Origin of the sequence: Cupriavidus oxalaticus, from assembly GCF_004768545.1 — a bacterium.
Lineage (GTDB): Bacteria > Pseudomonadota > Gammaproteobacteria > Burkholderiales > Burkholderiaceae > Cupriavidus > Cupriavidus oxalaticus_A.
In genome coordinates this window covers 874,404-898,517 of record NZ_CP038635.1, presented here as the reverse complement: position 1 = coordinate 898,517, position 24,114 = coordinate 874,404, and the positions used below count along the sequence as shown (strand labels likewise).

Here is a 24,114-nt window from a genome sequence, read left to right as displayed (position 1 = left end):
CAGGGATCCGGTTGAGTGATTGGCGGGCGCTGGCCCGCTGGACTCAAAGATAGCCGCCGCGATTGGCTCCGTACACAGCCAATTTCCGGCAAAATCGGTAGACCAATTCCACGCAACGACCATGGAGCTCCATCTCGCGCTGGACCACGCCGGCGACCTGACCGCGCAGATCGTCCACCAGATCCGCGACGCCATCCAGTCGGGGCGCCTGGAGGCCGGCGCACGCATGCCGCCCACGCGGCTGCTCGGCACGCAGCTGGGCGTCGCGCGCAAGACCGTGACCACGGCCTACGAGCGGCTGGTGGCGGAGGGCTGGCTGCACGCCCGCGTCGGCGATGGCACCTATGTCGCCGAGGGACTGGCGCGCAAGCCGGTGCGCATCGCCGCCGCGCCGGTGCTGCCGCCGGCAGTTCTGCGCTGGATGGCGGCCGAGGCGCCCTTCCTCGGGCCGGCCGGCGGCGCGCGCTACGCCTTCCAGCCAGGCCAGGCCGACACCGCGCGCTTTCCGCACGAAGCCTGGTCGCGCTGCGTGCGCGCGGCACTCGCGGCGGAGCGGCAACGCGCGCCCGGGCCCGCGGATCCCAGTGGCGAGATGCCGCTGCGGCAGGCCATTGCCACTCATATTGCCTTCACCCGCGGCGTGCAGGGCGCTCCCACCGATATCCTGGTCACCGCCGGCGCGCAGCAGGGCATCGACCTGGCCGCGCGGCTGCTGCTTGGGCCGGGCGCCGTGGTAGCCATGGAGAATCCCGGCTACCCGATGGCCCGCGCGTTGTTCCAGGGGCTGGGCGCGCGCGTGGTGCCGGTACCGGTGGACGGCGAAGGACTGGTGGTGGAGGCGCTGCCCGGCGAGGCGACGCTGGTCTTCGTCACGCCGTCGCACCAGTCGCCGCTGGGCGTGCCGATGAGCCTGGCGCGGCGGCAGGCGCTGCTCGACTGGGCCGCGCGCCGCCACGCGGTGATCCTGGAGGACGACTACGACAGCGAGTTCCGCTATGGCGGGCAGGCGCTGGACGCACTGCAGACGCTGGACCGCCACGGCCGCGTGGTGTACCTGGGGACGTTTTCCAAGACGCTGCTGGCCAACCTGCGCTGCGGCTATCTGGTGGTGCCGCCATGGCTGATGCCGGCGGCACGCAAGGTCAAGCACCTGATGGACTGGTACACCCCGACGCTGATCCAGCAGGCGCTGGCGCGCTTCATGTCGGAGGGACACCTGCTGCGCCATATCCGGCGCTCTCACGCGCGCCATGCGCAGCGGCGCGCGCGGCTGCTGGCGCGGCTGCACGGCGACCTGTCACCGTGGCTCGAAGCCCTGCCGGCAATGGCCGGGTTTCACCTGGCGGCGCGGCTGCGCGTGCCAATGGCTTCCGACGCGCTGGTGGCGATGGCACGGCTCGCGGACCTGGAACTGGCCACCCTCGACCCCTTCTACGCCACGCCGCCACCGACCTGCGCCGGCCTGCTGCTCGGCTTCGGCGCCATCGACCTGCTCGACATCGATCCGGCGCTCGACCGGCTGGCAATGGTACTCTCTGCCTTGGCCCCCGAGCCGGCGCGCGTCGTGTGACGCTGCCGCCATCCAGCAAAAGTGCCGGCCTCAGGGTACGCACCGAATGCGTAGTAGCGCACGCGCAGTCATACTGGCGTTCGCAAGCTTCCGTTGAACAAATCGGACCGGAAGCAGTCTTATTCGCACTTCCAACCACACCAGAGTCGCGTTCATGACCAAGCGTTTGTTGTCCGCCATGCGTCAGTACGCATGGTTTTCAGGGGTGAAGCATCATGTCGTGCAGGGCGTCGAAGCCCTGGCGGAGTTGCTCAAGTCCCCTTCCGCCGCGGCGCGTGCCGTCGCGGCCGTGATCGCCGAAACCGAACACGGCGTGCAGGTCTGGGTCTCGTATCTCGGCAAGCCGCTGGACCCGCACACCAACTACGTGCTGTGGCCGAACCGCGCCCTGCGGCCGGCACGGCGCCGCATCCAGCCCTCCCCCATCGAGCAGTTGCAGATGCGGCGACGGCGCGACGAATAGCCCGAACAGCCGCGCCCTCCGCTGCATCGACGCAGCGCCCCGCCGGTATCCCGGCGCCGGGCGCTGGCGGCGCTCAGGCGTCCGCCCAGCGGCGCAGCAGGTTGTGATAGACGCCGGTCAGGCCGATAACGGCTTCATGCGACTGACCGAGTTCCTGCGCGGTCTGGCGGATGCGCCCGTCCATCTCGAACAGCAGCGCACGCTGGCCGTCGTCGCGCACCATGCTCTGGATCCAGAAGAACGACGACACCCGCGCGCCGCGCGTGACCGGCGTCACGTGGTGGATGCTGGTGGCCGGGTACAGCACCATATGCCCGGCGGGCAGCTTCACGCGCTGCTGGCCGTAGGTGTCCTCGATCACCAGTTCGCCACCGTCGTACTGGTCCGGTCCGGTCAGGAACAGCGTTGCCGACAGGTCGCTGCGGATGCGGAAGCTGGTGCCGCGCAGGTAGCGGATCGCGTTGTCGACATGGTTGGCAAAGGTGTGCCCGCCCTCGTAGCGGTTGAACAGCGGCGGATATACCTTCAGCGGCAGTGCCGCCGAGAAGAACAACGCGTTGTTGCCCAGCGCATCCTGGATCAGGTCGCCAACCTGGCGCGCCGCGGGCGAGCCTTCGGGCAGCTGCAGGTTGCGCTTGGCCAGCGCCGACTGGTAGCCCGAGGTTTCATTGCCATCGGTCCACGGCGCGGCGTCGATGATCTGCCGCACCTGCGCCACCTGGTCCTTGGAAAGTACGTCTGGAATCTGCAGCAACATGGTGGCGACAACCTCTGGGCAAGAATGGGGAAAGCGCGCACGCCGGACGGACGCGTCGTGAACGCGTATTGTATGTGAACCCTGATGCCGCTCGAACAAGAATCATTATTGTTTGAGCTTGCGCAGGCGCCGGTTCCACTACAATGGTTTTTGTGTTCCCGTCATCGCCAAGGAGAAGACATGTCCGAACCGCTACACGACGAAGCGCTGGTCAATCTCTACCTGGAACGCATTTCAGCCCTGTCGGTGAGCGCCTTCGATGGTGCCGATGTCGGCGCCGAGCTCGATGCCGTGATGCGCGAAGCGGTGGCCAAGTGCCAGGCAGCAGGCGGTCCGCAGGCACAAGGCACGCTGGCGGTGCTGGCCAAGCGATTGCGGGAGCGCGCCGATGCAGCCGAGCGCGAAGACCAGTCGCTGGTGCGCAATACCTTCCTGCAGGCGGCGCAACGATTGCCGGCCTGACGACGAGCAAGCACCGAGCGCGATCATCGCGGAGGTTCGTAGTTCAGTTCGGAGCTGGGAATGAATCAGGCCGGACGGCCTTGAGAACAACACCTTGAAGAATTGCGGCGGACACCGCGAAAGGTGTTGGTTGCGGGGGCAGGACTTGAACCTGCGACCTTCGGGTTATGAGCCCGACGAGCTGCCAACTGCTCCACCCCGCGTCTGAAGAAATAAATTATGCAGCATTCGCGCGGATCTGGCAAGTCTTTTCTTGACCGGCTGCAAAAATCGCCAGCGTGCTCACACGCGATGCCTGGCGGTGTCACCACATCCAGCGTAGGAATGCCGGCCCGGATCAAAAATGATCCAGGTCAACGGCCACAGATCATGCCGTGATATATGCCATTGCGAACCGCGCAACGGCGCGCAAGTGGCGCGCGGGGGCATCACTCGGGCGGCGGCCCGAGCAGGCGGTCCACCAGCGCATAGCCAGCACCGAACGCCGCCACTTCCGCCGCATGGCGCGTAGCGAACTGTTGCGAGCCGCTCACCAGCACTTCGGTATCGCCCGCATCGGCGGGATCGACGCCTTCCTGGGCCACGCGCACTTCATAGCCCCATCGACCGATGCTTCCCTGGCCCTGCGGCGACACCTGGACGTAGACATCCATGTCGCGGTACTGCTCGACGCGCCAGTCGTTTTCCATGCCCATTGCTCCGGTTTGGCTTGTACTGCCCTTGAGTCGAGCCTAGGAGGCGGCAAGGACGCGCGCAAGCCGTGGCGCAGCAAAAACGCTGGCGGCGCGGGGACTACAAGCGATGCGAAAGACAGGGAGAGAGAGGCAGGAAAACAAAAAGGGCTTCCGTTTCCGGAAGCCCTTTTCTTACTGCATAGGTGGCGCGGCTGGCAGGATTCGAACCCACGACCCCTTGGTTCGTAGCCAAGTACTCTATCCAACTGAGCTACAGCCGCACTCGAGAAAAGAGATTATATCTGAGATTTCAGATTTGTGAACCCCCTTCTGCACTTTTTTCTCATCTTTTTGCGAGCGTGGGTCTGTCCGCAGCGTTTTTCTATAATGAGAACCCGAAGATGTGATCCGGACCATGAACAAGGCATTTGTCAAAGAGTCCTCTGGCGACGAGGACGACGACCTCCCCGAAGGCGCAACGCCGCTGCCACCCGGCACCAAGAACTACATCACCGCCGAAGGCTACCACCGCCTGCGCAATGAGCTGATGCAGCTGATCGACGTCGACCGGCCCGATGTGGTGCAGATCGTCTCGTGGGCGGCATCCAATGGCGACCGCTCCGAGAACGGCGACTATCTCTACGGCAAGAAGCGCCTGCGCGAGATCGACCGCCGCATCCGCTTCCTGACGCGCCGCCTGGACAAGGCCGAGGTGGTCGATCCCTCATTGCAGGGCGACAACGACCAGATCTTCTTCGGCGCCACCGTCACCTACGCCAACCGCGCCGGCGAAGAGACCACCATCACTATCGTGGGCATGGATGAAGTGGACCTGGACAGCAACTGCGTGAGCTGGATCTCGCCGATCGCCAAGGCACTGATCAAGGCGCGCGAAGGCGACACCGTGCCACTGCGCACGCCGGCCGGGATCGAGCAGATCGATATCCTGGAAGTGAGCTACCCGTCAAAGAAACAATAAGTGGGCATGTGCCCTGGCGCGGCGTGCGGCCGCAGACTGTACAAGTAGCACGGCAACAAGGCCGCACAACGACGCCAGGGCCGTCCTGAAACGCCCGCCTAGCCGTCGTTGCGGTCGCGGAAGATGCGGATGACGTCGGGGTTGCGGCGCAGCCCGCGCATCACGTTGGCCAGGTGCAGGCGGTTCTGCACCTGGATAATGAACTGCATGTAGGTGGCTTCCTGGTGGCTGCCGTCCTGCTGCTCCATCGCCACGTGCGCGACGTTGGCATCGGCGGCGGTCAGGTCCGCGGCGACGCGGGCGACGATGCCCTTGACGTTGCGCACCATCACTTTGATCGACACGTCGAAGGCACGCGTGGTTTTCTTGGCCCACATCACGTCGATCCAGTGCTCCGGATCCTTGCTGTGCAGGCGCTTGGCGATCTTGCAGTCCTGCACGTGGATCTGCAGCCCTTCGCCCTTGCCCAGGTAGCCCACGATCGAATCGCCGGGGATCGGACGGCAGCACGCCGAGAAGATTATCGACATGCCCTCGTCGCCGGTGATCGGCACCGCGGGCGCCTCTTCGCCGGCAAAGGTCTGCACCGCCGCCAGCAGCGCGCTGTCGACGTCGCCGGACAGCTCCTGCAGCAGGATCTCCATGCGCTTGGCCACCACCGCCGGCACGCGCCGGCCCAGCGCCAGGTCGGCGAAGATGTCTTCGCGCTGCTTGTTGCCGGTCCACTGGATCATGCGGTCCCACACCGACTGCGGCACCGCCTTCAGCTCGATGCCGAGCTGGCGCGCGGATTGTTCCAGCAACCGCTCGCCGAGCTGGATCGCTTCGTCCAGCTTGGTGGTCTTCAGGTAATGGCGAATCGCCGCGCGCGCCTTGCCGGTGCGCACGAACGACAGCCACGCCGGATTCGGCTTGGAGTACGGCGCCGTCACCACCTCGACGATATCGCCGCTCTTGAGTTCGGTGCGCAGCGGCAGCAGCTCGTTGTTGATCTTGACCGCGACGCACTGGTTGCCCAGGTCGCTGTGCACCGCGTAGGCAAAGTCCAGCGCGGTGGCGCCGCGCGGCAGCGCGCGGATATGGCCCTTGGGCGTGAACACGTAGACCGCATCCGGGAACAGGTCGATCTTGACGTGCTCGAGGAATTCCTGCGAATCGCCGGTCTGGCTCTGGATATCGAGCAGCGACTGCAGCCACTGGTGCGCCTGCTGCTGGATATCGTTGGCGTGGTCGGCCTGGTGCTTGTACATCCAGTGCGCGGCCACGCCGGCCTCGGCGATCTGGTGCATGTCGCGCGTGCGGATCTGGAACTCGACCGGCGTGCCGAACGGGCCCACCAGCGTGGTGTGCAGCGACTGGTAGCCGTTGATCTTGGGGATCGCGATATAGTCCTTGAACTTGCCGGGCATCGGCTTGTACAGACCGTGCAGCGCGCCCATCGCCATGTAGCAGTGCATCTGCGTTTCCACCACCACGCGGAAACCATACACGTCGAGCACCTGCGAGAACGACAGCTGCTTGTCGTGCATCTTGCGGTAGATGCTGTACAGCGTTTTCTCGCGGCCGGACAGTTCGGCCACGATGCCGGCATCGGCCAGCCCCTTCTGCGCCGCCTCGAGAATGCGCTTGACCACCTCGCGCCGGTTGCCGCGCGCGGCCTTGACCGCTTTTTCAAGCGTGGCGTAACGGAACGGCGAGCCGACCTTGAACGACAGTTCCTGCAGTTCGCGGTAGATGGTGTTGAGACCGAGACGGTGCGCGATCGGCGCATAGATCTCCATGGTCTCCAGCGCGATGCGGCGGCGCTTCTCCGGCGGCACGAAGTCGAGCGTGCGCATGTTGTGCGTACGGTCGGCCAGCTTCACCAGGATCACGCGCACGTCGCGCGCCATCGCCAGCAGCATCTTGCGGAAGCTTTCCGCCTGCGCCTGCTCGCGGCTCTGGAATTCGAGCTTGTCCAGCTTGGTCAGGCCATCGACCAGTTCGGCGACCTTGGGGCCGAATTTCTCGGCCAGTTCGCTCTTGGTGATGCCCTGGTCTTCCATCACGTCGTGCAGCAGCGCCGCCATGATGGACTGCACATCCAGCTTCCAGTCCGCGCACAGCTCCGCCACCGCCACCGGATGGGTGATGTAGGGCTCGCCGCTCTGGCGGTACTGGCCCAGGTGGGCCTCGTCGGAAAACTGGAAGGCTTCGCGTACGCGCGCCAGGTCGGGCGCCTTCAGGTACGCGAGCTTTTCCATCAGCCGGGTGATGGAAATGACCTGCTGGCGCGGCGGTACCGCCGGCTGCGAGGTCGGCCCGAAGAAGTGCCGGTATGACTGCGCCAGCACTGCATCGATAAACAGGCTGTCCGCCACCGGAGGCGTCGCTTCCTGCACTGCGGCCAGCTCATCCTGCAGCGCGGGCGCCCTCGCCTTGCCCGGCGCCAGCGCGGGCGCGACGGCACGCTCCCCGACGACATCGTCGCCGAGCGGATCGGGAAGATTGGGAGCGCCGGTGCGCGCGTTCACGGAAGACTGGCCCGGGATGGTGCGCTTACGCGCCGTGGGCGGTGCCGCATCGCCGTGCGCGCCCGCCGCGGGCGTCGACGGAGAGGAAGGCTGGGAGGGCGGTTGCGGCGAAGGCATGGCGGCGGCCCCTGGAATCCGGCTGGAGAGCCTGGAAATATGCTGGCACGTTGCGAGGATGAGCCATGGGCCGGCCGCTCGATCGGGTCGATCAGGTCGGGACCTTCTTCAGCATCTCGATGCCGACCTGGCCCGACGCGATCTCGCGCAGTGCCACCACGGTCGGCTTGTCCTTGGCCTCGACCTTGGGCGTGTGGCCCTGCACCAGCTGGCGCGCACGGTACGTGGCCGCCAGGGCGAGCTCGAAACGATTCGGGATGTGTTTCAGACAATCTTCGACGGTAATACGCGCCATATCAAATCCACCTTGGGACAAAACCTTGTGTTGGGTTGCTATTTTACAGCACGCGGCGGAAAACGCCGGCGGCGCCTGCGCTCGCGTGCCTCGGCTCAGTGGATGCCGAGCTCGATGAACAGCTCCGCGTGCCGTGCCTTTTGCGACGAAAAGCGCAGACGGGTGGCCCGAACCACGTTGCGCAGCTCTTCCAGCGCATCGTCGAAGACCTCGTTGATGATGACGTAGTCCGACTCCGACGCATGCGACATCTCGCTGCCCGCCGCCAGCAGCCGGCGCACGATCACGTTGGGCTCGTCCTGGCCGCGCTTCTTCAGGCGCTCTTCCAGCGCGGTCAGCGACGGCGGCAGGATAAAGATCTCGACCGCGTTGGAGAAGCGCTGGTGCACCTGCTGCGCGCCCTGCCAGTCGATCTCGAGCAGCACGTCGTTGCCTTGCGCCATCTGCTGCTCGATCCACACGCGCGAGGTCGCGTAGTAGTTGCCATGGACCTCGGCCCACTCCAGGAAATCGCCGCGGTCGCGCGCGGCGCGGAAGGCGTCGACGGTGACGAAGTGGTATTCGCGACCGTCCTGCTCGCCCGGGCGCGGCGCGCGCGTGGTGTGCGAGATCGACAGCCGGATGGCCGGGTCCTGCGCCAGCAGCGCGTTGACCAGCGTCGACTTGCCGGCTCCCGACGGCGCCACCACCATGAACAGGTTGCCCGGGTAGACGGTGTCGATGGGAGGATGCGGCGCGGTTTGAGACGTTTGGCTCATGATGATGATTCGGTGACTTCGGGGTGATTCTGGTTTTTTACTGCGTTATTCGAGGTTCTGGACCTGCTCGCGCATCTGCTCGATCAGCAGCTTGAGCTCCATCGAGGCATCGGCCAGTTCCTTGGCGGCGGCCTTGGAACCGAGCGTGTTGGCCTCGCGATTGAGCTCCTGCATCATGAAGTCGAGTCGCTTGCCGACCTGCCCACCCTTCTTCAGGATATGGCGGGTCTCGTTCAGGTGTGCCTGCAGCCGCGACAGCTCTTCCGCGATGTCGATGCGGATGCCGTAGACGGTGGCTTCCTGGCGGATGCGCTCGGCAATCTCGTCGCGGCTCATCGACGGCATGCCGGTGGGCGCGGCCAGGTTGAACGCTTCCTGCAGGCGCTCGGTCAGCTTCTGCTGGTGGTGCGCGATCAGCTGCGGGATCGCCGGCGTCAGGCGCTCGACGATCGCCAGCATGGCATCGACGCGCTCCATCAGCGCCGACTTGAGCGCCTCGCCCTCGCGGCGGCGCGCTTCCAGCAGCTGATCCAGTGCCTCGCGCGCGGCGCCGGTCACGGCTTCGCGCAGCGCGTCCTGCGACAGCTCGGGCTCGACCAGCACGCCCGGCCAGCGCAGGATCTCGCCCATGCGCAGCGTGCCGGCGCTGGGGAAGGTGCCGGCCACGGTGGTCTCCAGCGCGCGGATCTGCGACAGCAGGCTGTCGTTGAGCGCCAGCGTGGCGCCGCCCGAATCGGTGCGCTGCAGGTTGATGCGGCATTCCAGCTTGCCGCGCGACAGCTCGGCCATCAGCATCTCGCGCAGCGCCGGCTCAAAGGCGCGGCACTCTTCCGGGGCCCGGAACAACAGGTCGAGGAAACGCGAATTGACAGTGCGGAATTCCACCGAAACGGAGGCGGTGCGACCGCTCGGCTCGCCCTGTGCGTTGGTCAGTGGCGCCTGGCGCGTCGCCAGGCCATAGCCTGTCATGCTGTGGATCATTGGATGTTCTCGTGAGTGGAGGCGGCCCCGGGGGCGCTGGCGGCCCGCGGGCACCCTCCCCGAGCCTCCCGCAACCGGACCGGGAGCGCTCTCAAAACGTTGAAAGGAGGGCAACAATGCCCGTATTTGTGTTCTTTACAAGTGACCGATTAGCCCGGACAATCCGTTGGCAAATCTGCGGAGTCATCCGCGGAGGCAAATCCGGCCCCTATTCCCATGACAGAGTCCAAGGGCACGACACAACCGAAGAGTGCACCGCTGCCCGTCGGCACGCTGTTGTCCAACTATCGTATTGTAAAGAAGTTGGCCAGCGGGGGGTTCAGTTTCGTCTACCTGGCCACCGATGAAACCGGCGCGCCGGTCGCGATCAAGGAGTACCTGCCGTCGTCGCTGGCGCGGCGCAACCCGGGCGAACTGATCCCCGTGGTGCCCGAGGAAAACGCCGCGGCATTCCGCCTCGGCCTCAAGTACTTCTTTGAAGAAGGCCGCTCGCTGGCCCGCATTTCCCATCCGAGCGTGGTGCGCGTGGTGAATTTCTTCCGCGAGAACGCCACGGTCTACATGGTGATGAACTACGAGCTGGGCAAGACGCTGCAGGAGCACGTGCTGGCGGCCCGGCAGCAGGGCCGCGCCAAGGTGCTGCGCGAGCATTTCATGCGCAAGGTCTTCCACGACCTGATGAGCGGCCTGCGTGAAGTGCATATCCACAAGCTGCTGCACCTGGACATCAAGCCCGGCAACATCTACCTGCGCGAGGACGAGTCGCCGATCCTGCTGGATTTCGGCGCCGCGCGGCAGACGCTGACCATGGAAGCGGCGCGCTTCCAGCCGATGTACACGCCCGGCTTCGCCGCGCCCGAACTGTACGGCAAGCATTCCGACCTGGGGCCCTGGACCGATATCTACAGCCTGGGCGCCACGCTCTATGCCTGCATGGCCGGCATGCCGCCGCAGGAAGCCAACCAGCGCGAGAAGGAAGACCGCATGGGCGAGGCGCTGGTGCGGCTGCGCAGCAGCTATACCAACGGCCTGGTCGACCTGGTCGAATGGTGCCTGCGGCTGGTGCCGTCGGAGCGGCCGCAGAGCGTATTCAGGCTGCAGAAGGAACTGCGCGAGCAGACCAACGCGCTGAGCGGGCAGGCGCTGCTGGCGCCGCCGCCGGCCCCCGTCGAGCGCCCTGCCCCCGCTTCGCGCTTCCTTACGCTGCTGCGCCGCCGCGACGAGCCGGGCTCCGGCGCGAGCGTAGAATAAATCACAAATCGCGCCCATCGGGGCGCGGTGACCTTACTGAATTTCCGAAGCCAACATGCGATTCTCTGTCTACCAGGAAAGCAGGAAAGGCGGCCGCCGCGTCAACCAGGACCGCATGGGCTATTGCTTCACGCGCGACGCGCTGCTGATGGTGCTGGCCGACGGGCTCGGCGGCCATGCGCACGGTGAAGTCGCAGCGCAGCAGGCGCTGCAGACGCTGGCGCGGCAGTTCCAGGCCCAGGCCCGCCCGGCGATACGAAACCCCGCGGAGTTCCTGCAGGACACTATCATGCTGGCGCATCGCGAGATCCACCGCTATGCGGAAGCCAATCGCATGGCCGACGTGCCGCGCACCACGGTGGTCTGCTGCCTGGTCCAGCACGGCCAGGTCTACTGGGCCCATGCCGGCGATTCGCGCTACTACCTGTTGCGCAAGGGCCGGCTGCTGACGCGCACGCGCGACCATTCCAAGATCGAGAACCTGCTGCAGCAGGAACGCGTGCTGCCGATGCACGTGGCCAACCACCCCGAGCGCAACAAGCTCTACAACTGCCTGGGCTCGCCCAACCTGCCGCTGATCGACCTGGGCGGCCCGGTGCGGCTGGAGCCCGGCGATGTCGCCCTGCTCTGCTCCGACGGCCTGTGGGGGCCGCTGGACGACCAGGCGCTGGTCGACAAGCTGTCGCGGCTGTCGGTGGTGCAGGCGGTGCCGGCGCTGATCGAGCAGGCGCTGCAGAACGCCGGCGAAGGTGCCGACAACACCACCGGCATCGCCATGATGTGGGAGCTGGACAACAACACCACCGGGCCGGATTCGGTGATGACCGATACGCTGCCGCTGAACGCGTTCACCACGTCGATCCTGGACCGCACCGGCACGGACAGCGACCTGCTGTCCGAGGAAGAGATCGAGCGCTCGATCGCCGAGATCCGCGCCGCCATCGACAAGACCAGCAACCTGATGCGCTGACCCGGTTCGCGGGCGGCCTTTGCCCTTCACCGCGCGCCGGTATGCAGCGCGCGCGGGCCGGCGGCGGTAGAATCGCGGTCTCTCCCCCGATTCCGACCCGAACATTCCATGCGACCCAGCGGCCGCGCAGCCGATGCGCTGCGTTCCATCAGCCTTACCCGCCACTACACCCGCCACGCCGAGGGCTCAGTCCTCTGTGCCTTTGGCGATACCAAGGTGCTGTGCACCGCCAGCGTGCTCGCCAAGGTGCCGCCGCACAAGAAAGGCAGCGGCGAAGGCTGGGTGACGGCCGAGTACGGCATGCTGCCCCGCGCCACCCACACGCGCTCGGACCGCGAGGCCGCGCGCGGCAAGCAGACCGGCCGCACGCAGGAAATCCAGCGCCTGATCGGCCGTGCCATGCGCTCGGTGTTCGACCTGGCGGCGCTGGGCGAATACACCATCCACCTCGACTGCGACGTGCTGCAGGCCGACGGCGGCACCCGCACCGCGGCCATCACCGGCGCCTTCGTCGCCGCGCACGACGCGGTCGCCACCATGCTGCGCGATGGCCTGATTGCCGCCAGCCCGATCCGCGACCACGTGGCCGCGGTCTCGGTCGGCATGGTCGACGGCGTGCCGGTGCTCGACCTCGACTACGCCGAGGACAGCAGCTGCGACACCGACATGAACGTGGTCATGACCGGCAGCGGCGGCTTTGTGGAGGTGCAGGGCACTGCCGAAGGCGCGCCATTCAGCCGCGCCGACCTCGACGCCATGACGCGCCTGGCCGAAGCCGGCATCGCCCGCCTGGTGCGGCACCAGCGCGAAGCGCTCGGCCTGGCCTGAAGCGGGATCCGACCATGCAACGACTGGTACTGGCCTCCAACAATCCCGGCAAGCTGCGCGAGTTCGGCACGCTGCTGGCACCGCTCGGCTTCGACGTGGTGCCGCAGGGCGAACTGGGCATCCCGGAGGCCGAGGAGCCCTTCGTCACCTTTGTCGAGAATGCCCTGGCCAAGGCACGCCACGCCAGCCGGCTGTCCGGGCTGCCCGCGCTGGCCGATGACTCCGGCATCAGTGCGCGCGCGCTCGGCGGCGCGCCCGGCGTCTATTCGGCGCGCTATGCGCAGATGGCCGGCAAGCCCAGGTCGGATGCGGCCAACAACGCTTACCTGGTGTCGCAACTGGCCGGCAAGCTGGACCGCCATGCGCACTACTACTGCGTGCTGGTGTTCGTGCGCCATGCCGAGGATCCCTGCCCGCTGATCGCCGAAGGCGTGTGGCATGGCGAGGTCGTCGACGCGCCCCGCGGCGCGGGCGGCTTTGGCTACGATCCGCATTTCCTGCTGCCGGGGCTGGGCAGGACTGCCGCCGAGCTGTCGGCGGAAGAGAAGAACGCCGTCAGCCACCGCGCGCAAGCTCTGCGCGCACTGGTGGCCAGGCTGCAAGCCGACGCCGCGCAGCGCAACGGCCGATGATCCCGATCGTACCGGCCGGCAGCGCGCCGTCCGCCGCCTCCCCCGTCGACAGCAAGCAGCTGTGGCTCAAGCCCGGGCAGATCAGCCTGCCGGGGTCGCCGCCGCTGTCGCTGTACGTGCATATCCCGTGGTGCGTGCGAAAGTGCCCGTATTGCGATTTCAATTCGCACGCGGCGCCGGGCGCCGACAACCACGAGATCCCGGAAGAGATCTACCTGGACGCATTGCGCGCGGACCTCGAGCAATCGCTGCCGCTGGTGTGGGGCCGCCCTGTCCATACCGTCTTTATCGGCGGCGGCACGCCCAGCCTGCTGTCGGCCGCTGGCATGGACCGGCTGCTGTCCGATATCCGCGCCTTGCTGCCGCTCGATGCCGACGCCGAGATCACGATGGAAGCCAACCCCGGCACCTTCGAGTCCGACAAGTTTGCCAGCTACCGCGCCAGCGGCATCAACCGGCTGTCGATCGGCATCCAGAGCTTCAACGACCGGCACCTGCAGGCGCTCGGGCGCATCCATGGCGGCGCCGAGGCGCGCAAGGCGATCGATATCGCGCAGGCGAGCTTCGACAACATCAACCTCGACGTGATGTACGCCCTGCCCGGGCAGACGCTGGAAGAATGCCGGCAGGACCTGGAGACCGCGCTGTCGTACGGCACCACGCACCTGTCGCTGTATCACCTGACGCTGGAGCCGAACACGCTGTTCGCCAAGTTCCCGCCCGCGCTGCCGGACGACGACAGCGCGTACGAAATGCAGGACCTGATCGAGGCACGCACGGCCGAGGCGGGCTATCGCCACTACGAGACCTCGGCCTATGCCAGGCCGCATCGCGAGGCGCGCCATAACCTCAACTACTGGCGTTTCGGCGATTACCTCGGCATCGGCGCGGGCGCGCACGGCAAGCTGTCGTTCCCGCACCGCATCCTGCGCCAGATGCGGCACAAGCATCCCGCTACCTACATGGAGCAGGCGCTTGCCGGCAATGCCGTGCAGGAGGCGCGCGATGTTAGCGCCGACGAGTTGCCGTTCGAGTTCATGCTCAATGCGTTGCGTCTGACCGATGGCGTGCCGGCATCGAGCTTCCACGACTACACCGGGCTGCCGCTGCACACCATCAGCAAGCAACTCGCCGAAGCCGAGAAGAAGGGACTGCTGGAAGCGGACCTGACCACCATCCGGCCGACGGAGCTGGGGCGGCGCTTCCTGAATGACCTGCAGGAAATGTTCCTGAAGGACTGAGTTGTGGACGCTGCGGCGTCCCGGTAAGTCTCAACGAGAAAGGCCACGCAAGCGCGTGGCCTTCTGCTTTCCGACCGCCGTCAGCGTCAGTACGGCGTCGCCATATCGTTGGCCACGCGTGCGCGCATGCCCACTTGCAGGTTGCCCAGGTTCGACTGGGTCACCGTCGCGACGCGGCCGTCGTCCAGGCGCACGTTGACGCGATACGCGGTCTGCGTATTGCTGCCCGCACGCTTCTCGATCTGGTTGCCCGCTACCGCGCCGACCACGGCACCGCCGATGGTGGCCGCGGTCTGCCCGCGCCCGCCGCCGATCTGATGGCCCAGCAGGCCGCCGGCGGCACCGCCGATGACCGTGCCCAGCAGGCCAGAGCTGCCTTGCGTGGAGGTGATCGGCTCGATCGATTCCACACGGCCGTAGTACACCGAGCCGGCAGGCGCCTGCGTGGTGTTGGGGGTCTGGTAGCCCGGGGGCGGCGCCGTGTTGTAGCCGGTATTGCTGTAACCGCCGTTGTACGGCGCAGCACAACCGGCCAGCACCGCCACCGCGGTAGCTGCCGGCAGGATCAGCCATTTCTTGCTTTGCATTCGCATTTTGAGTTCTCCTCTGTTGCCAGTCGAAGCAGGGATTGCAGCACACACCGGCAGCAAACACCGGCGGCACACGCCGCGACCCCGTGCACTCCAATATGAGCAGCAGTCCCATGTGAAGGTTCCGCGGTGTCAGACAGACGCCGACAGCCGAGGCCAGCGGTGTGGCAGGAAGTTTACGCATGCCGCCTCGCCGCGCTGCAAGAGCACCCCGTTGCCCGCGTGGCCTTGTATAATGCGCGGCCTGACCTTCAGGTCGATGGCAACGCGGCGCCGAGGGACCCGCCCTTTCGCGCTACAATGCCCGCACTTTCCGGAAGCGTGGCCGAGTGGTTTAAGGCAGCAGTCTTGAAAACTGCCGATGGGGTGACCCATCCGTGAGTTCGAATCTCACCGCTTCCGCCAGACAGCAAGACGGCCCGCACCAGGCAACCGGTGCGGGCCCTTCTTATTTGGAAGTGGATTCGGGACTCTGCGTCAGCAACCGGTAGGCTTCCGCCTCAGAAATCTTCAGCCGGTACTTCTGAGCCAGCACGCGCGCAAAGGCGTGTGCCGAGTCCGGGTGACAGTACCGCAACTGCTCCCGGTACGCCTCCACTTCATAGCGCAGCCGCCAGCGTCGGCTGGCGAGATACAGCACGCCCATCAGCCCCCAGCTGCGCCAGAACTGGCGCACGTGGACCTTCTCGTGCTCGATCAGCGCGTCGCTGGCGCCGGGCCGCAGCAGGATCAGCGGCCCGGGCGTAAAGCCGTCAAACCCGCGCGGGATCAGCCAGCGGGTTTCGACGACGAGGCATAGCGGCGAGCGGCAGTAGCGGAGCATGTGTCAAGCATAGCCCGGATGCCCGCACTCTGCCGTGCGTTGCGCTCAGGCCGCCGCGCGCAGCGTCGCCGGCGCGGGAACCGCCGGCAGCGCCAGCGCCGACTGGCCGCGCGAGCGGCCGGAACTGAGGTAGCCCGCGATCGATTCCTGCGTCACTTCGCCCAGGTAGTCGCCGTCCGCGCCCATCACCGGCAGCCAGCTGGTGTTGTGCTGGTACATGCGCGACAGCACGATGCGCAGGTGCTCGTCGAACGCAGCGGTGACCGCGAACGGGCGCATCACGTCGCTGCACACGCCCTTGCCCGGGCGCGCGTCGCGGCGCGTGACATAGCCCAGCGCGCGCTGCGCATCGTCCACCACCGGCAGGTGGCGCACGTCGGCATCATCCATCACGCCCAGCGCCTCGGCCAGCGGCATGTCGGGGCGGCAGCTCGGCGGCATGGTGGCGGCGTCGCCGGCGCGCACCAGCAGCAGGCGCTTGAGCGTATTGTCGTGGCCGACAAAGGCCTGCACGAACTCATCGGCCGGGTGCGCCAGCAGCGCGTCGGGGTGGTCGAACTGCACCAGCTTGCCGCGGCGGAACACCGCCACCTTGTCGGCCAGCTTGATCGCCTCGTCGATATCGTGCGAGACCATGATCACGGTCTTGCCGAGCTGGCGCTGCATCTGCAGGAATTCGTTCTGGATGCTCTCGCGGTTGATCGGGTCGACCGCTCCGAACGGCTCGTCCATCAGCAACACCGGCGCATCGGCCGCCAGCGCTCGGATCACGCCGATGCGCTGCTGCTGCCCGCCAGACAGCTCGCGCGGGTAGCGGCCGAGCATCAGGTTGGGATCGAGCTGCACCATCGCCATCAGCTCGCGCGCGCGCTCGCGGCACTGCTTCTTGTCCCAGCCGAGCAGGCGCGGCACGACCATGATGTTCTCTTCGATGGTCATGTTGGGGAACAGGCCGATCTGCTGGATCACGTAGCCGATCTTGCGGCGCAGGGTCACGCCGTCGATGCCGCGCGTGTCCTCGCCCTCGATGCGCACCGTGCCGGAAGTGGGCTCGATCAGCCGGTTGATCATCTTCAGCGTGGTGGTCTTGCCGCAGCCCGACGGGCCCAGGAAGACGCAGATCTCGCCGCGCGGCACCGTCAGCGACACGGCGTCGACGGCACGCACTTCGGTGCCGTCTTTCTGCTGGAAGGACTTGGTGAGTTGGTCGAGTTCGATCATAGACGGATCCCCTTCGGCGTCAGCGCCCGCTGCAACCACTGCAGGAAAGCGTCCGCCACGATGGCAAGCAGGCTGACCAGGACCGCGCCCACGGCCAGCTTGCTCATGTTGCTCTGGCTGATCGCTTGCAGGATCAGCACCCCAAGGCCACCCGCGCCGATGATGGCGGCAATGGTGGCAACCCCGATATTCATCACCACGGCGGTACGCACGCCGCCGAGGATCACCGGCACCGCCAGCGGCAGGTCGACCAGCCGCATCCGTTGCCAGGTGGTCATGCCGATGCCGCGACCCGCTTCCTGGATGCCGGGGTCGACATTGGCCAGCGCGGTGTAGGTGTTGCGCATGATGGGCAGCAGCGAGTACAGGAACACCGCCGTCACCGCCGGCACGTAGCCGAGCGCATGGCCGAAGCGCGCGAAGATCGGGATCATCAGTCCGAACAGCGCGATCGACGGCAGCGTCAGCACGATGGTGGCCAGCGCCAGCAGCGGCGTGGCCAGCGCGCGGAAGCGCGTGATCACGATGCCCAGCGGCACCCCGATCAGGATCGCCAGCCCTACCGCCGAGCCGACCAGCGCGAGATGCTCGCCGGTCATTTTCAGCAGCGTGGGCCAGCTGTGCTGCAGGTAACCAAATATGTCCATTCGCAGGTCCATGCGGCCCTCCTCAGATCAGTCCGTGGCTGCGCAGGAAGTCCTCCGCGACCTTGTCCACCGGCTGCTGGCCGATGTCCACCTTGTAGTTCATGTCGGTCATGCTCTGGTTGTCGAGCTTGGCAGCGAGTGCATTGAGCAGGCCGGCTAGTTCCGGATGCTTGTCGAGCACCGGCTTGCGTACCACCGGCACCGCGTTGTAAGGAGGGAAGAAATGCAGATCGTCTTCCAGCAGCACGAGGTCGAAGCCCTTGACGCGGCCATCGGTGGCATAGACCAGGCCCAGCTCGACCTGGTTGTTCTTCAGCGCGGTGTAGACCAGGCCGGGGTCGAGCTGGATCACGTCGCGGCGCGAGAACGGCAGCTTGTACAGGTCCTTGAGCGGCTCCAGGCCATCCGGGCGGGCTGCGAATTCCATGTCGACCGCGAACGGATGGGTGGCGTCGGCGCCGGCCTTGCGCATCTGCTCGGCAAACGCCGACAGCGTAGTCACGCCTTTGCCGGCGCGTTCCTTCGGCATCGCCAGCGCGTAGGTGTTGTTGATGCCCGAGGCATCCAGCCACACCAGGCCGCGTGCGCCGTCCATCTGCCTGACGCGCTCATAGCTTTCCTTCGCGCCCAGCTTTTCCTGGACCTTGTTGAACACGATCAGCGCGGTGCCGGTGTAGTCCCAGACCACGTCGAGCTGGTTGCTCTCCATGGCCTGGCGCATCAGCGTGCTGCCCAGCCCGGCGGTCAGCTCGGTGGTGAGGCCCTTGGCGCGCAGGTACTTAGACGTCATCGACGACAGCAGCAGCTGCTCGGTAAAGTTCTTGCCGCCCACGCGGATCGGTGCTGCGGCAGCATCGGCGGCGTGCGCATCGGGCGCCGTTGCCAGCGCCAGCCCTGCCGCGAACGCGGTAACAGCCGCCACCAGCATCGCGGCGCGCCGCGCGCGGCGGCGGATAAATTGCATTGGATCTTTCATGTCGGCCCCTTTGTTCAGCGCACCAGCCCGCGGCGGCGCAGATACACCTGGCCGGCAGCGGCGAACAACGCGTCCAGTGCCAGTGCCAGCAGCGCGGTGGCGGCCGCGCCCAGCAGCAGCAGCGACTGGTTGTTCAGGTAGATGCCCGGGAAGATCAGTTCGCCCAGGCTGTTGGCACCGATCAGGAACGACAGCGGCACCGTGCCGACGTTGATCACCAGCGCAATGCGGATGCCGGCCAGCATCACCGGCAGCGCGTTGGGCAGTTCCACGCGCACCAGCCGCTGCACCGGGGTCATGCCGATGCCGCGCGCCGCTTCCAGCAGCGTGGGCGAAACGTTGCGCAGCCCCTCGTAGGTGTTGCGCACGATCGGCAGCAGCGAAGCCAGCCACAGCGCCAGGATCGCCGGGCGCTCGCCGATGCCGAGCACTGCCAGCGCGAGTGCCAGCACCGCCAGCGACGGCACCGTGTTGCCGACGTTGAAGACCTGCATCAGCCGGTCGGCCCAGCGGCGCATGCACGGGCGGCTCAGCGCGATGCCGGCCGGGATGCCGGTGGCTAGCGCCAGCGTCATCGAGATCGCGACCAGGCGCAGGTGGTCGGCAACGTCGTAAATCAGGCGTTCCTGATATTTCCGAATCACATCGACGCCGATCCACGCGACCAGTGCGGCGATCGCGGCAAGCGTCAGTCCTGCCCAGGCGAAAGACCGGGCCGATTCCTTTGACATACTCTCCCCTTTTCCGGCCGGAAAAGAGCGCAAGACGCCACTTCCAGATCGCGGAAAACAATATGGGCTGGTGGTTGCGGAGATGTAGGCGCCACCCGCCCGGTTCAGATTGCATTGCCGCCATGACCGGCACGATTGCCGGCGGACGGTCTGTGGGCCTTCCGCGTTGGCGGGGAGCCCGATTGACGGGATGCCGGCATGCGGCCGGACATTCCCTGAAGCGGCGCAACCGGCGACGCTTCAAGCGTGGCGACCAGTTGGCCTGTGGCAGCGCAGGTATTGAGGTTTTTCGACGCGCCGCCGATCCATCGGCCGTTGACTGGCAAGGGCTGGCGCGGAATCGGCCACCTTGCAACTCACATCAACGGATGACAATGAGAGCGCTATTATAGCGATCTTCTTTTATTTTGTCATCTTTCCGCCTTCCGGCGCCAAATTTGCGGCAATTTTATGCTTTTGGGAGGCGTTCAGGGCACCGGTTTTCCCGGGCTTGCGGCGCCGGGTGCGCCGTTCCAATTTTGATAGCGACTCCTTCGCGCTATGCCTATGAGTAGAACAATCTGTTCCCTTCCCGCCCTCTACTCTTTCCCAGCCAAACCACTAAATTGACGGGGTAGCAGAAACGACGGGACCGCGCGGCACCATCGCCGCGCCTCCCGCCCACAGGAGAAAGACATGGACACCCGTACCCCCTTCACCACCGTTCCCGCCACCGCCGCGGAAAGCGTGCAACGCTCGCGCACCGTGGACCGCGTCGTGCGGGGCATCGCCACGTCCGACGGCGCCGGCGTCAAGCTGACCCGCGTGCTGACACAGAACCTGCAGCGCCGGCTGGACCCGTTCCTGATGCTCGATGCCTTCGGCACCGACAGCAAGGACGACTACATCGGCGGCTTCCCCGATCACCCGCACCGCGGCTTCGAGACCATCACCTACATGCTGGCCGGCCGCATGCGCCATCGCGACAGCGCCGGCAACGAAGGCCTGCTGCAGAACGGCGGCGCCCAGTGGATGGTGGCCGGCGCCGGCGTGGTGCACTCGGAAATGCCCGAGCAGGAAGACGGCCGCATGGAAGGCTTCCAGCTCTGGCTGAACCTGCCGGCCGCGGACAAGATGACCGCGCCGTGGTACCGCGACATGCCGTCGGCCGAGATTCCGACGGTGGCACTGGACAATGGGGGCACGGTTCGCGTGCTGGCCGGCGCCAGCCATGGCGTGGCCGGCGCGGTGGCGCGCCCGGTGACCGAGCCGCTCTACCTCGACGTGCACCTGCCGGCAGGCCAGGTGTTCACGCAGGCGCTGCCGGCCGGGCATAACGCCTTTGTGTACGTGTACCAGGGCGAGGTGTCGATCGGCGACGAGGGCGACGACGGCGACCGCGCGGTGGTCGAGGCCCAGCGCATGGGCGTACTGGACAACGCCGGCACGGCTGACGGCGTGGTGGTGCGGGCCAACGCCGACGCGCGCTTCCTGCTGATCGCCGGCAAGCCGCTGAACGAGCCGATTGCGCAGTACGGCCCGTTCGTGATGAACACGCAGGAGCAGATCTACCAGACGCTGGCGGATTTCCGGGATGGGCGATTCGCGACCATCGCGGCTGGGAACGGTGCCTGAGGACGGGCTCCAGGCCGTCACCGCGCCGCCGGCTTGCGCCCCTCTCCCGCCCGCGGGAGAGGGGCGCAAGGGGAGAAAACAATCTCAAAGGCCGCCGCCTCCACCAGGAGGCCGCGGCTTTTTTTCGTGCCGCAACCGGCACGCGACTTGCAACCCGCCTGCAACCGTTGCAGGGACTGGACACTCGCCCGTTTCAAGCCTTCCATCCCCTGCTCACTTATATAATTCGTCACCTATATCGAGCATCACCAGTTCATGATGAATGCTGCAATGCGTCGCGGCGATCCTGCGCCACGCACTGCCGCGCTTTGACTCATCCGACGTTGCTGCCCTCACAACAACCCGAGCCGCCTCAGTGACATCACAAACCCCTCCCAGGCTGGCGCTTTCCCATATCAGCAAGCGCTATCCGGGCGTCGTCGCCAACGACGACGTCAGCCTTACCGTCGCACCCGGCGAGATCCACGCGGTCCTGGGCGAGAACGGCGCCGGCAAATCCACCCTGATGAAGATCATCTTCGGAGCCGTCCGGCCCGATGCCGGCGAGATGCACTTCAACGGGGCGCCGGTCACGATCAACAGCCCGCACGATGCCCGCAACCTGGGCATTGCCATGGTGTTCCAGCATTTCTCGCTGTTCGACACGCTGACCGTGACCGAGAACATTGCGCTCGGCCTGCCGGCCAGCCAGCAAGGCAACATGAAGCAGCTGGCCGAGCGCATCCGCGCCACCGCCGAACGCTACGGCCTGCCGCTGGAACCGAACCGCCACGTGCACACGCTGTCGGTCGGCGAGCGCCAGCGCGTGGAGATCGTGCGCGCGCTGCTGGCCAATCCGCAGCTGCTGATCCTGGACGAGCCCACTTCGGTGCTGACGCCGCAGGCGGTGGAGACGCTCTTCGTCACGCTGCGCCAGCTGGCCGGCGAAGGCACCAGCATCCTCTACATCAGCCACAAGCTCGACGAGATCCGCGCGCTGTGCCATCACGCCACCGTGATGCGCATGGGCAAGGTCACCGGCGTGTGCGATCCGCGGCAGGAAACCGCGGCGTCGCTGTCGCGGCTGATGATCGGCGGCGAACCGCCGCGCGAGGCGCGCGTGACTGCCTTCCGCGGTCCGGTGCAACTGAGCGTGCAGGAGCTGTCGCTGCCGCGCGCGCATGCCTTCGCCACCGAGCTGAGCCGGATTTCGCTGGACCTGCATGCGGGCGAGGTCGTCGGCATCGCCGGCGTCTCCGGCAACGGCCAGCAGGAGTTGTTGGCGGCGCTCTCGGGCGAGGACACGCGCGCGGCCAGCGCATCGGTGCAGATCGGCGGCAGGCCGGTGGGCAAGCTCGACGCGCGCCGGCGCCGCCGCGCCGGCCTCGCCTTCGTGCCGGAGGAACGCCTGGGCCGTGGTGCTGTGCCGGGCATGAGCCTGGCTACCAATGTCCTGTTGTCGCACCAGACGCGACCCTACGTGCGCAAGGGCATGATCTCGCCGAAGGCCGCCACCGGGCTGGCCACGGCGGTGATCGACCGCTTCCGCGTCAAGGCCAGCGGACCGGATGCGCTGGCGCGCAGCCTGTCCGGCGGCAACCTGCAGAAATTCATTGTCGGCCGCGAGATCGAAAGCGGCCCGAGGGTATTGATCGTGGCGCAACCGACCTGGGGCGTGGACGTGGGCGCCGCGGCGCAGATCCATAACGAGATCCTGGCGCTGAAGGCCACCGGCTGCGCCATCCTGGTGGTGTCGGAAGAACTCGACGAGCTGTTCGCGATCTGCGACCGGCTGCATGTTATCGCCAAGGGCCACCTGTCGCCGTCGGTGCCGACCGAAACTGCCACGCGCGAGCAGGTCGGCCTGTGGATGAGCGGCTTGTGGCAAGGCGGCCCCGCCAAGGCACACCCGGCGGAGGTGGCAAACCATGGCTGATGTGCGACGCCTCCTCCCCCGCTCCCCGCTAACGCTGGCACCGCGCGGGCTGCCGTCGCGCACCATGGCCTATGCCTCGCCGGTGGTTGCGCTGGCGCTGACGCTGCTGTTCGGCGCGCTGCTGTTCCTGGTGCTGGGCAAGGACCCGGTGGCCGCGCTCAAGGTCTTCCTGGCGGATCCGCTGCGCGACAAGCGCGCGATCGGCGAGGTGCTGCTGAAGACGGTGCCGCTGGTGCTGTGCGCGCTGGGGCTTTCGGTGTGCTACCGGGCCAACGTGTGGAACATCGGCGCCGACGGCCAGCTGATTGCCGGCGGCATCTGCGCCGGTGCCGTGGTGCTGTATTTCGACGTGCCGGGGCAGGCCCTGAACGGCACCGTGGTTCTGGTACTGGCCTCGCTCGCCGGCATCGCCGGCGGCATGGCGTGGGCTTCGCTCACGGCGCTGCTGAAAGACAGGTTCAACGCCAACGAGATCCTGGTCTCGCTGATGCTCACCTATATCGCGCAGCAGTTGCTGCTGTGGGTGGTCAACGGGCCGCTGAAGGATCCCAATGGCATGAACTTCCCGCAGTCCAAGGTGTTCTCGTCCGAGTTCCTGCTGCCCAACCTGATGTCGGGCTCGCGCCTGCACGCCGGCTTTGCGGTGATGCTGGTGTTGGTGGTGGTGATGACGGTGTTCGTGTTCCGCAGCTTTGCCGGCTATCGGCTGCAGGTCGGCGGTACCGCGCCGGCGGCGGCGCGCTACGCGGGCTTTTCGGCGCGCAGCGCGTTGTGGAGCGCGCTGCTGATCTCGGGCGCGACCGCGGGGCTGGCAGGCGCGTTTGAAGTGGTCGGACCGATCGGCCAGTTGCTGCCGTCGATCTCGCCGGGCTACGGCTTCACCGCGATCATCGTCGCGTTTATCGGCCGGCTGCACCCGGTCGGCACCGTCTTCGGCGGCATCATGATGTCGCTGTTCTATATCGGCGGCGAGATGGCGCAATCGCGCCTGGGCCTGCCGTCGGCCATAGGCTGGGTGTTCCAGGGCATGCTGCTGTTCTTCCTGCTGGCCTGCGACACGCTGATCGAAAACCGCCTGCGCTGGCGCGCCACCACGGCCTGAGCGG

The 24,114-nt window shown here is 66.7% G+C and carries 24 protein-coding genes and 3 tRNA genes; 13 read left to right on the top strand and 14 right to left on the bottom strand.

The annotated features are described in order from the left end of the window. The first annotated feature begins 121 nt into the window (after nt 1–121). The gene (locus E0W60_RS14965) at nt 122–1,570 is read left to right on the top strand and encodes a PLP-dependent aminotransferase family protein (RefSeq protein WP_133094088.1); all 1,449 of its coding nucleotides are present in this window, start codon (nt 122–124) and stop codon (nt 1,568–1,570) included. 154 nt (nt 1,571–1,724) lie between these two features. Beyond that, the gene (locus E0W60_RS14960; protein ID WP_116317469.1) at nt 1,725–2,033 is read left to right on the top strand and encodes a hypothetical protein; all 309 of its coding nucleotides are present in this window, start codon (nt 1,725–1,727) and stop codon (nt 2,031–2,033) included. Between the two features lie 73 nt (nt 2,034–2,106). Here E0W60_RS14960 and E0W60_RS14955 read toward each other — a convergent pair whose 3' ends face one another. Then, nucleotides 2,107–2,790, bottom strand: coding sequence for a Fe2+-dependent dioxygenase (locus E0W60_RS14955; protein WP_135704826.1), 684 nt, complete (start codon nt 2,788–2,790; stop codon nt 2,107–2,109). Between the two features lie 180 nt (nt 2,791–2,970). On the opposite strand from E0W60_RS14955, the gene E0W60_RS14950 reads away from it, so the two are divergent. After that, nucleotides 2,971–3,252 carry a hypothetical protein gene (locus E0W60_RS14950; RefSeq protein ID WP_133094086.1) on the top strand — a complete coding sequence of 94 codons (282 nt, stop codon included), beginning with the start codon at nt 2,971–2,973 and terminating at the stop codon, nt 3,250–3,252. 127 nt (nt 3,253–3,379) lie between these two features. Here the strand turns inward: E0W60_RS14950 and E0W60_RS14945 are convergent. The 3 genes from E0W60_RS14945 to E0W60_RS14935 form a co-directional block, all read right to left on the bottom strand. Beyond that, nucleotides 3,380–3,455 (bottom strand) — tRNA-Met (locus tag E0W60_RS14945). Nucleotides 3,456–3,680: 225 nt separating this feature from the next. Beyond that, a complete protein-coding gene (locus E0W60_RS14940; protein WP_063237150.1) occupies nt 3,681–3,941 on the bottom strand; it encodes a hypothetical protein in 261 nt (86 codons plus the stop codon). A gap of 189 nt (nt 3,942–4,130) precedes the next feature. Beyond that, nucleotides 4,131–4,207, bottom strand: a tRNA-Arg gene (locus E0W60_RS14935). 134 nt (nt 4,208–4,341) lie between these two features. Here E0W60_RS14935 and greB point away from each other — a divergent pair. Beyond that, nucleotides 4,342–4,905 carry a transcription elongation factor GreB gene (greB, locus tag E0W60_RS14930; RefSeq protein WP_133094085.1) on the top strand — a complete coding sequence of 188 codons (564 nt, stop codon included), beginning with the start codon at nt 4,342–4,344 and terminating at the stop codon, nt 4,903–4,905. A gap of 98 nt (nt 4,906–5,003) precedes the next feature. On the opposite strand, the gene E0W60_RS14925 is transcribed toward greB, so the two are convergent. From E0W60_RS14925 to E0W60_RS14910, 4 genes are all read right to left on the bottom strand, one after another. After that, complete coding sequence (locus E0W60_RS14925) at nt 5,004–7,535, bottom strand: RelA/SpoT family protein (RefSeq protein ID WP_218959574.1); 2,532 nt, start codon at nt 7,533–7,535, stop codon at nt 5,004–5,006. A 91-nt stretch (nt 7,536–7,626) separates the two neighbouring features. Then, on the bottom strand, nt 7,627–7,830 hold the full coding sequence (gene rpoZ / locus E0W60_RS14920) for a DNA-directed RNA polymerase subunit omega (RefSeq protein WP_006578656.1): 204 nt from the start codon (nt 7,828–7,830) through the stop codon (nt 7,627–7,629). Between the two features lie 95 nt (nt 7,831–7,925). After that, nucleotides 7,926–8,588 carry a guanylate kinase gene (gene gmk / locus E0W60_RS14915; protein WP_133094084.1) on the bottom strand — a complete coding sequence of 221 codons (663 nt, stop codon included), beginning with the start codon at nt 8,586–8,588 and terminating at the stop codon, nt 7,926–7,928. Nucleotides 8,589–8,633: 45 nt separating this feature from the next. Then, nucleotides 8,634–9,569 (bottom strand): YicC/YloC family endoribonuclease, encoded by a 936-nt coding sequence (locus tag E0W60_RS14910; RefSeq protein WP_135704825.1) that lies wholly within the window; start codon nt 9,567–9,569, stop codon nt 8,634–8,636. A gap of 216 nt (nt 9,570–9,785) precedes the next feature. Here E0W60_RS14910 and E0W60_RS14905 point away from each other — a divergent pair, with 216 nt between their 5' ends. The 5 genes from E0W60_RS14905 to hemW all read left to right on the top strand — a co-directional run bounded on the left by E0W60_RS14905 (nt 9,786) and on the right by hemW (nt 14,491). Next, nucleotides 9,786–10,820: a serine/threonine protein kinase gene (locus tag E0W60_RS14905; RefSeq protein ID WP_135704824.1), complete on the top strand. Its 1,035-nt coding sequence runs from the start codon at nt 9,786–9,788 to the stop codon at nt 10,818–10,820. 55 nt (nt 10,821–10,875) lie between these two features. Further along, nucleotides 10,876–11,790: a PP2C family protein-serine/threonine phosphatase gene (locus E0W60_RS14900; protein WP_133094081.1), complete on the top strand. Its 915-nt coding sequence runs from the start codon at nt 10,876–10,878 to the stop codon at nt 11,788–11,790. Between the two features lie 108 nt (nt 11,791–11,898). Next, nucleotides 11,899–12,618 (top strand): ribonuclease PH, encoded by a 720-nt coding sequence (gene rph / locus E0W60_RS14895; protein ID WP_133094080.1) that lies wholly within the window; start codon nt 11,899–11,901, stop codon nt 12,616–12,618. A 14-nt stretch (nt 12,619–12,632) separates the two neighbouring features. Further along, on the top strand, nt 12,633–13,250 hold the full coding sequence (rdgB, locus tag E0W60_RS14890) for an RdgB/HAM1 family non-canonical purine NTP pyrophosphatase (RefSeq protein WP_133094079.1): 618 nt from the start codon (nt 12,633–12,635) through the stop codon (nt 13,248–13,250). Further along, nucleotides 13,247–14,491 carry a radical SAM family heme chaperone HemW gene (gene hemW, locus E0W60_RS14885; protein ID WP_133094078.1) on the top strand — a complete coding sequence of 415 codons (1,245 nt, stop codon included), beginning with the start codon at nt 13,247–13,249 and terminating at the stop codon, nt 14,489–14,491. The genes rdgB and hemW overlap by 4 nt, the downstream gene beginning before the upstream one ends. An 86-nt stretch (nt 14,492–14,577) precedes the next feature. Here the strand turns inward: hemW and E0W60_RS14880 are convergent, their stop codons facing one another. Further along, nucleotides 14,578–15,084 (bottom strand): glycine zipper 2TM domain-containing protein, encoded by a 507-nt coding sequence (locus E0W60_RS14880; protein ID WP_133094077.1) that lies wholly within the window; start codon nt 15,082–15,084, stop codon nt 14,578–14,580. A 312-nt stretch (nt 15,085–15,396) separates the two neighbouring features. Between E0W60_RS14880 and E0W60_RS14875 the strand changes: the two genes are divergently transcribed. Then, nucleotides 15,397–15,486 (top strand) — tRNA-Ser (locus tag E0W60_RS14875). A gap of 43 nt (nt 15,487–15,529) precedes the next feature. Here the strand turns inward: E0W60_RS14875 and E0W60_RS14870 are convergent. The 5 genes from E0W60_RS14870 to E0W60_RS14850 are packed head-to-tail and all read right to left on the bottom strand — an operon-like array spanning nt 15,530 to nt 19,479. Continuing rightward, complete coding sequence (locus E0W60_RS14870; protein WP_135704823.1) at nt 15,530–15,904, bottom strand: hypothetical protein; 375 nt, start codon at nt 15,902–15,904, stop codon at nt 15,530–15,532. A 45-nt stretch (nt 15,905–15,949) separates the two neighbouring features. Beyond that, nucleotides 15,950–17,125 (bottom strand): osmoprotectant ABC transporter ATP-binding protein OsmV, encoded by a 1,176-nt coding sequence (locus tag E0W60_RS14865; RefSeq protein ID WP_135704822.1) that lies wholly within the window; start codon nt 17,123–17,125, stop codon nt 15,950–15,952. Continuing rightward, complete coding sequence (locus tag E0W60_RS14860) at nt 17,122–17,772, bottom strand: ABC transporter permease (protein ID WP_133094239.1); 651 nt, start codon at nt 17,770–17,772, stop codon at nt 17,122–17,124. The genes E0W60_RS14865 and E0W60_RS14860 overlap by 4 nt, the downstream gene beginning before the upstream one ends. Before the next feature lie 22 nt (nt 17,773–17,794). Beyond that, nucleotides 17,795–18,736: a glycine betaine ABC transporter substrate-binding protein gene (locus tag E0W60_RS14855; RefSeq protein ID WP_135704821.1), complete on the bottom strand. Its 942-nt coding sequence runs from the start codon at nt 18,734–18,736 to the stop codon at nt 17,795–17,797. A 26-nt stretch (nt 18,737–18,762) separates the two neighbouring features. After that, a complete protein-coding gene (locus E0W60_RS14850; RefSeq protein WP_135704820.1) occupies nt 18,763–19,479 on the bottom strand; it encodes an ABC transporter permease in 717 nt (238 codons plus the stop codon). Nucleotides 19,480–20,154: 675 nt separating this feature from the next. Between E0W60_RS14850 and E0W60_RS14845 the strand changes: the two genes are divergently transcribed. From E0W60_RS14845 to E0W60_RS14835, 3 genes are all read left to right on the top strand, one after another. Continuing rightward, on the top strand, nt 20,155–21,093 hold the full coding sequence (locus E0W60_RS14845) for a pirin family protein (RefSeq protein WP_135704819.1): 939 nt from the start codon (nt 20,155–20,157) through the stop codon (nt 21,091–21,093). A 355-nt stretch (nt 21,094–21,448) separates the two neighbouring features. Then, nucleotides 21,449–23,008 carry an ABC transporter ATP-binding protein gene (locus E0W60_RS14840; protein WP_133094071.1) on the top strand — a complete coding sequence of 520 codons (1,560 nt, stop codon included), beginning with the start codon at nt 21,449–21,451 and terminating at the stop codon, nt 23,006–23,008. Further along, on the top strand, nt 23,001–24,110 hold the full coding sequence (locus tag E0W60_RS14835; protein WP_135704818.1) for an ABC transporter permease: 1,110 nt from the start codon (nt 23,001–23,003) through the stop codon (nt 24,108–24,110). The genes E0W60_RS14840 and E0W60_RS14835 overlap by 8 nt, the downstream gene beginning before the upstream one ends. The last annotated feature ends 4 nt before the right edge of the window (nt 24,111–24,114 follow it).

What these genes read in the sequence shown, in the direction of transcription:
- E0W60_RS14940 (WP_063237150.1), bottom strand. Translation starts at nt 3,941, where the DNA reads ATGGAAAACGACTGGCGCGTCGAGCAGTACCGCGACATGGATGTCTAC.
- rph (WP_133094080.1), top strand. Translation starts at nt 11,899, where the DNA reads ATGCGACCCAGCGGCCGCGCAGCCGATGCGCTGCGTTCCATCAGCCTT.
- E0W60_RS14880 (WP_133094077.1), bottom strand. Translation starts at nt 15,084, where the DNA reads ATGCGAATGCAAAGCAAGAAATGGCTGATCCTGCCGGCAGCTACCGCG.
- E0W60_RS14845 (WP_135704819.1), top strand. Translation starts at nt 20,155, where the DNA reads ATGGACACCCGTACCCCCTTCACCACCGTTCCCGCCACCGCCGCGGAA.
- hemW (WP_133094078.1), top strand. Translation starts at nt 13,247, where the DNA reads ATGATCCCGATCGTACCGGCCGGCAGCGCGCCGTCCGCCGCCTCCCCC.
- E0W60_RS14900 (WP_133094081.1), top strand. Translation starts at nt 10,876, where the DNA reads ATGCGATTCTCTGTCTACCAGGAAAGCAGGAAAGGCGGCCGCCGCGTC.
- greB (WP_133094085.1), top strand. Translation starts at nt 4,342, where the DNA reads ATGAACAAGGCATTTGTCAAAGAGTCCTCTGGCGACGAGGACGACGAC.
- E0W60_RS14950 (WP_133094086.1), top strand. Translation starts at nt 2,971, where the DNA reads ATGTCCGAACCGCTACACGACGAAGCGCTGGTCAATCTCTACCTGGAA.
- E0W60_RS14855 (WP_135704821.1), bottom strand. Translation starts at nt 18,736, where the DNA reads ATGCAATTTATCCGCCGCCGCGCGCGGCGCGCCGCGATGCTGGTGGCG.
- gmk (WP_133094084.1), bottom strand. Translation starts at nt 8,588, where the DNA reads ATGAGCCAAACGTCTCAAACCGCGCCGCATCCTCCCATCGACACCGTC.
- rpoZ (WP_006578656.1), bottom strand. Translation starts at nt 7,830, where the DNA reads ATGGCGCGTATTACCGTCGAAGATTGTCTGAAACACATCCCGAATCGT.
- E0W60_RS14905 (WP_135704824.1), top strand. Translation starts at nt 9,786, where the DNA reads ATGACAGAGTCCAAGGGCACGACACAACCGAAGAGTGCACCGCTGCCC.
- E0W60_RS14865 (WP_135704822.1), bottom strand. Translation starts at nt 17,125, where the DNA reads ATGATCGAACTCGACCAACTCACCAAGTCCTTCCAGCAGAAAGACGGC.
- E0W60_RS14910 (WP_135704825.1), bottom strand. Translation starts at nt 9,569, where the DNA reads ATGATCCACAGCATGACAGGCTATGGCCTGGCGACGCGCCAGGCGCCA.
- E0W60_RS14925 (WP_218959574.1), bottom strand. Translation starts at nt 7,535, where the DNA reads ATGCCTTCGCCGCAACCGCCCTCCCAGCCTTCCTCTCCGTCGACGCCC.
- E0W60_RS14860 (WP_133094239.1), bottom strand. Translation starts at nt 17,772, where the DNA reads ATGGACATATTTGGTTACCTGCAGCACAGCTGGCCCACGCTGCTGAAA.
- E0W60_RS14955 (WP_135704826.1), bottom strand. Translation starts at nt 2,790, where the DNA reads ATGTTGCTGCAGATTCCAGACGTACTTTCCAAGGACCAGGTGGCGCAG.
- rdgB (WP_133094079.1), top strand. Translation starts at nt 12,633, where the DNA reads ATGCAACGACTGGTACTGGCCTCCAACAATCCCGGCAAGCTGCGCGAG.
- E0W60_RS14850 (WP_135704820.1), bottom strand. Translation starts at nt 19,479, where the DNA reads ATGTCAAAGGAATCGGCCCGGTCTTTCGCCTGGGCAGGACTGACGCTT.
- E0W60_RS14835 (WP_135704818.1), top strand. Translation starts at nt 23,001, where the DNA reads ATGGCTGATGTGCGACGCCTCCTCCCCCGCTCCCCGCTAACGCTGGCA.
- E0W60_RS14965 (WP_133094088.1), top strand. Translation starts at nt 122, where the DNA reads ATGGAGCTCCATCTCGCGCTGGACCACGCCGGCGACCTGACCGCGCAG.
- E0W60_RS14960 (WP_116317469.1), top strand. Translation starts at nt 1,725, where the DNA reads ATGACCAAGCGTTTGTTGTCCGCCATGCGTCAGTACGCATGGTTTTCA.
- E0W60_RS14870 (WP_135704823.1), bottom strand. Translation starts at nt 15,904, where the DNA reads ATGCTCCGCTACTGCCGCTCGCCGCTATGCCTCGTCGTCGAAACCCGC.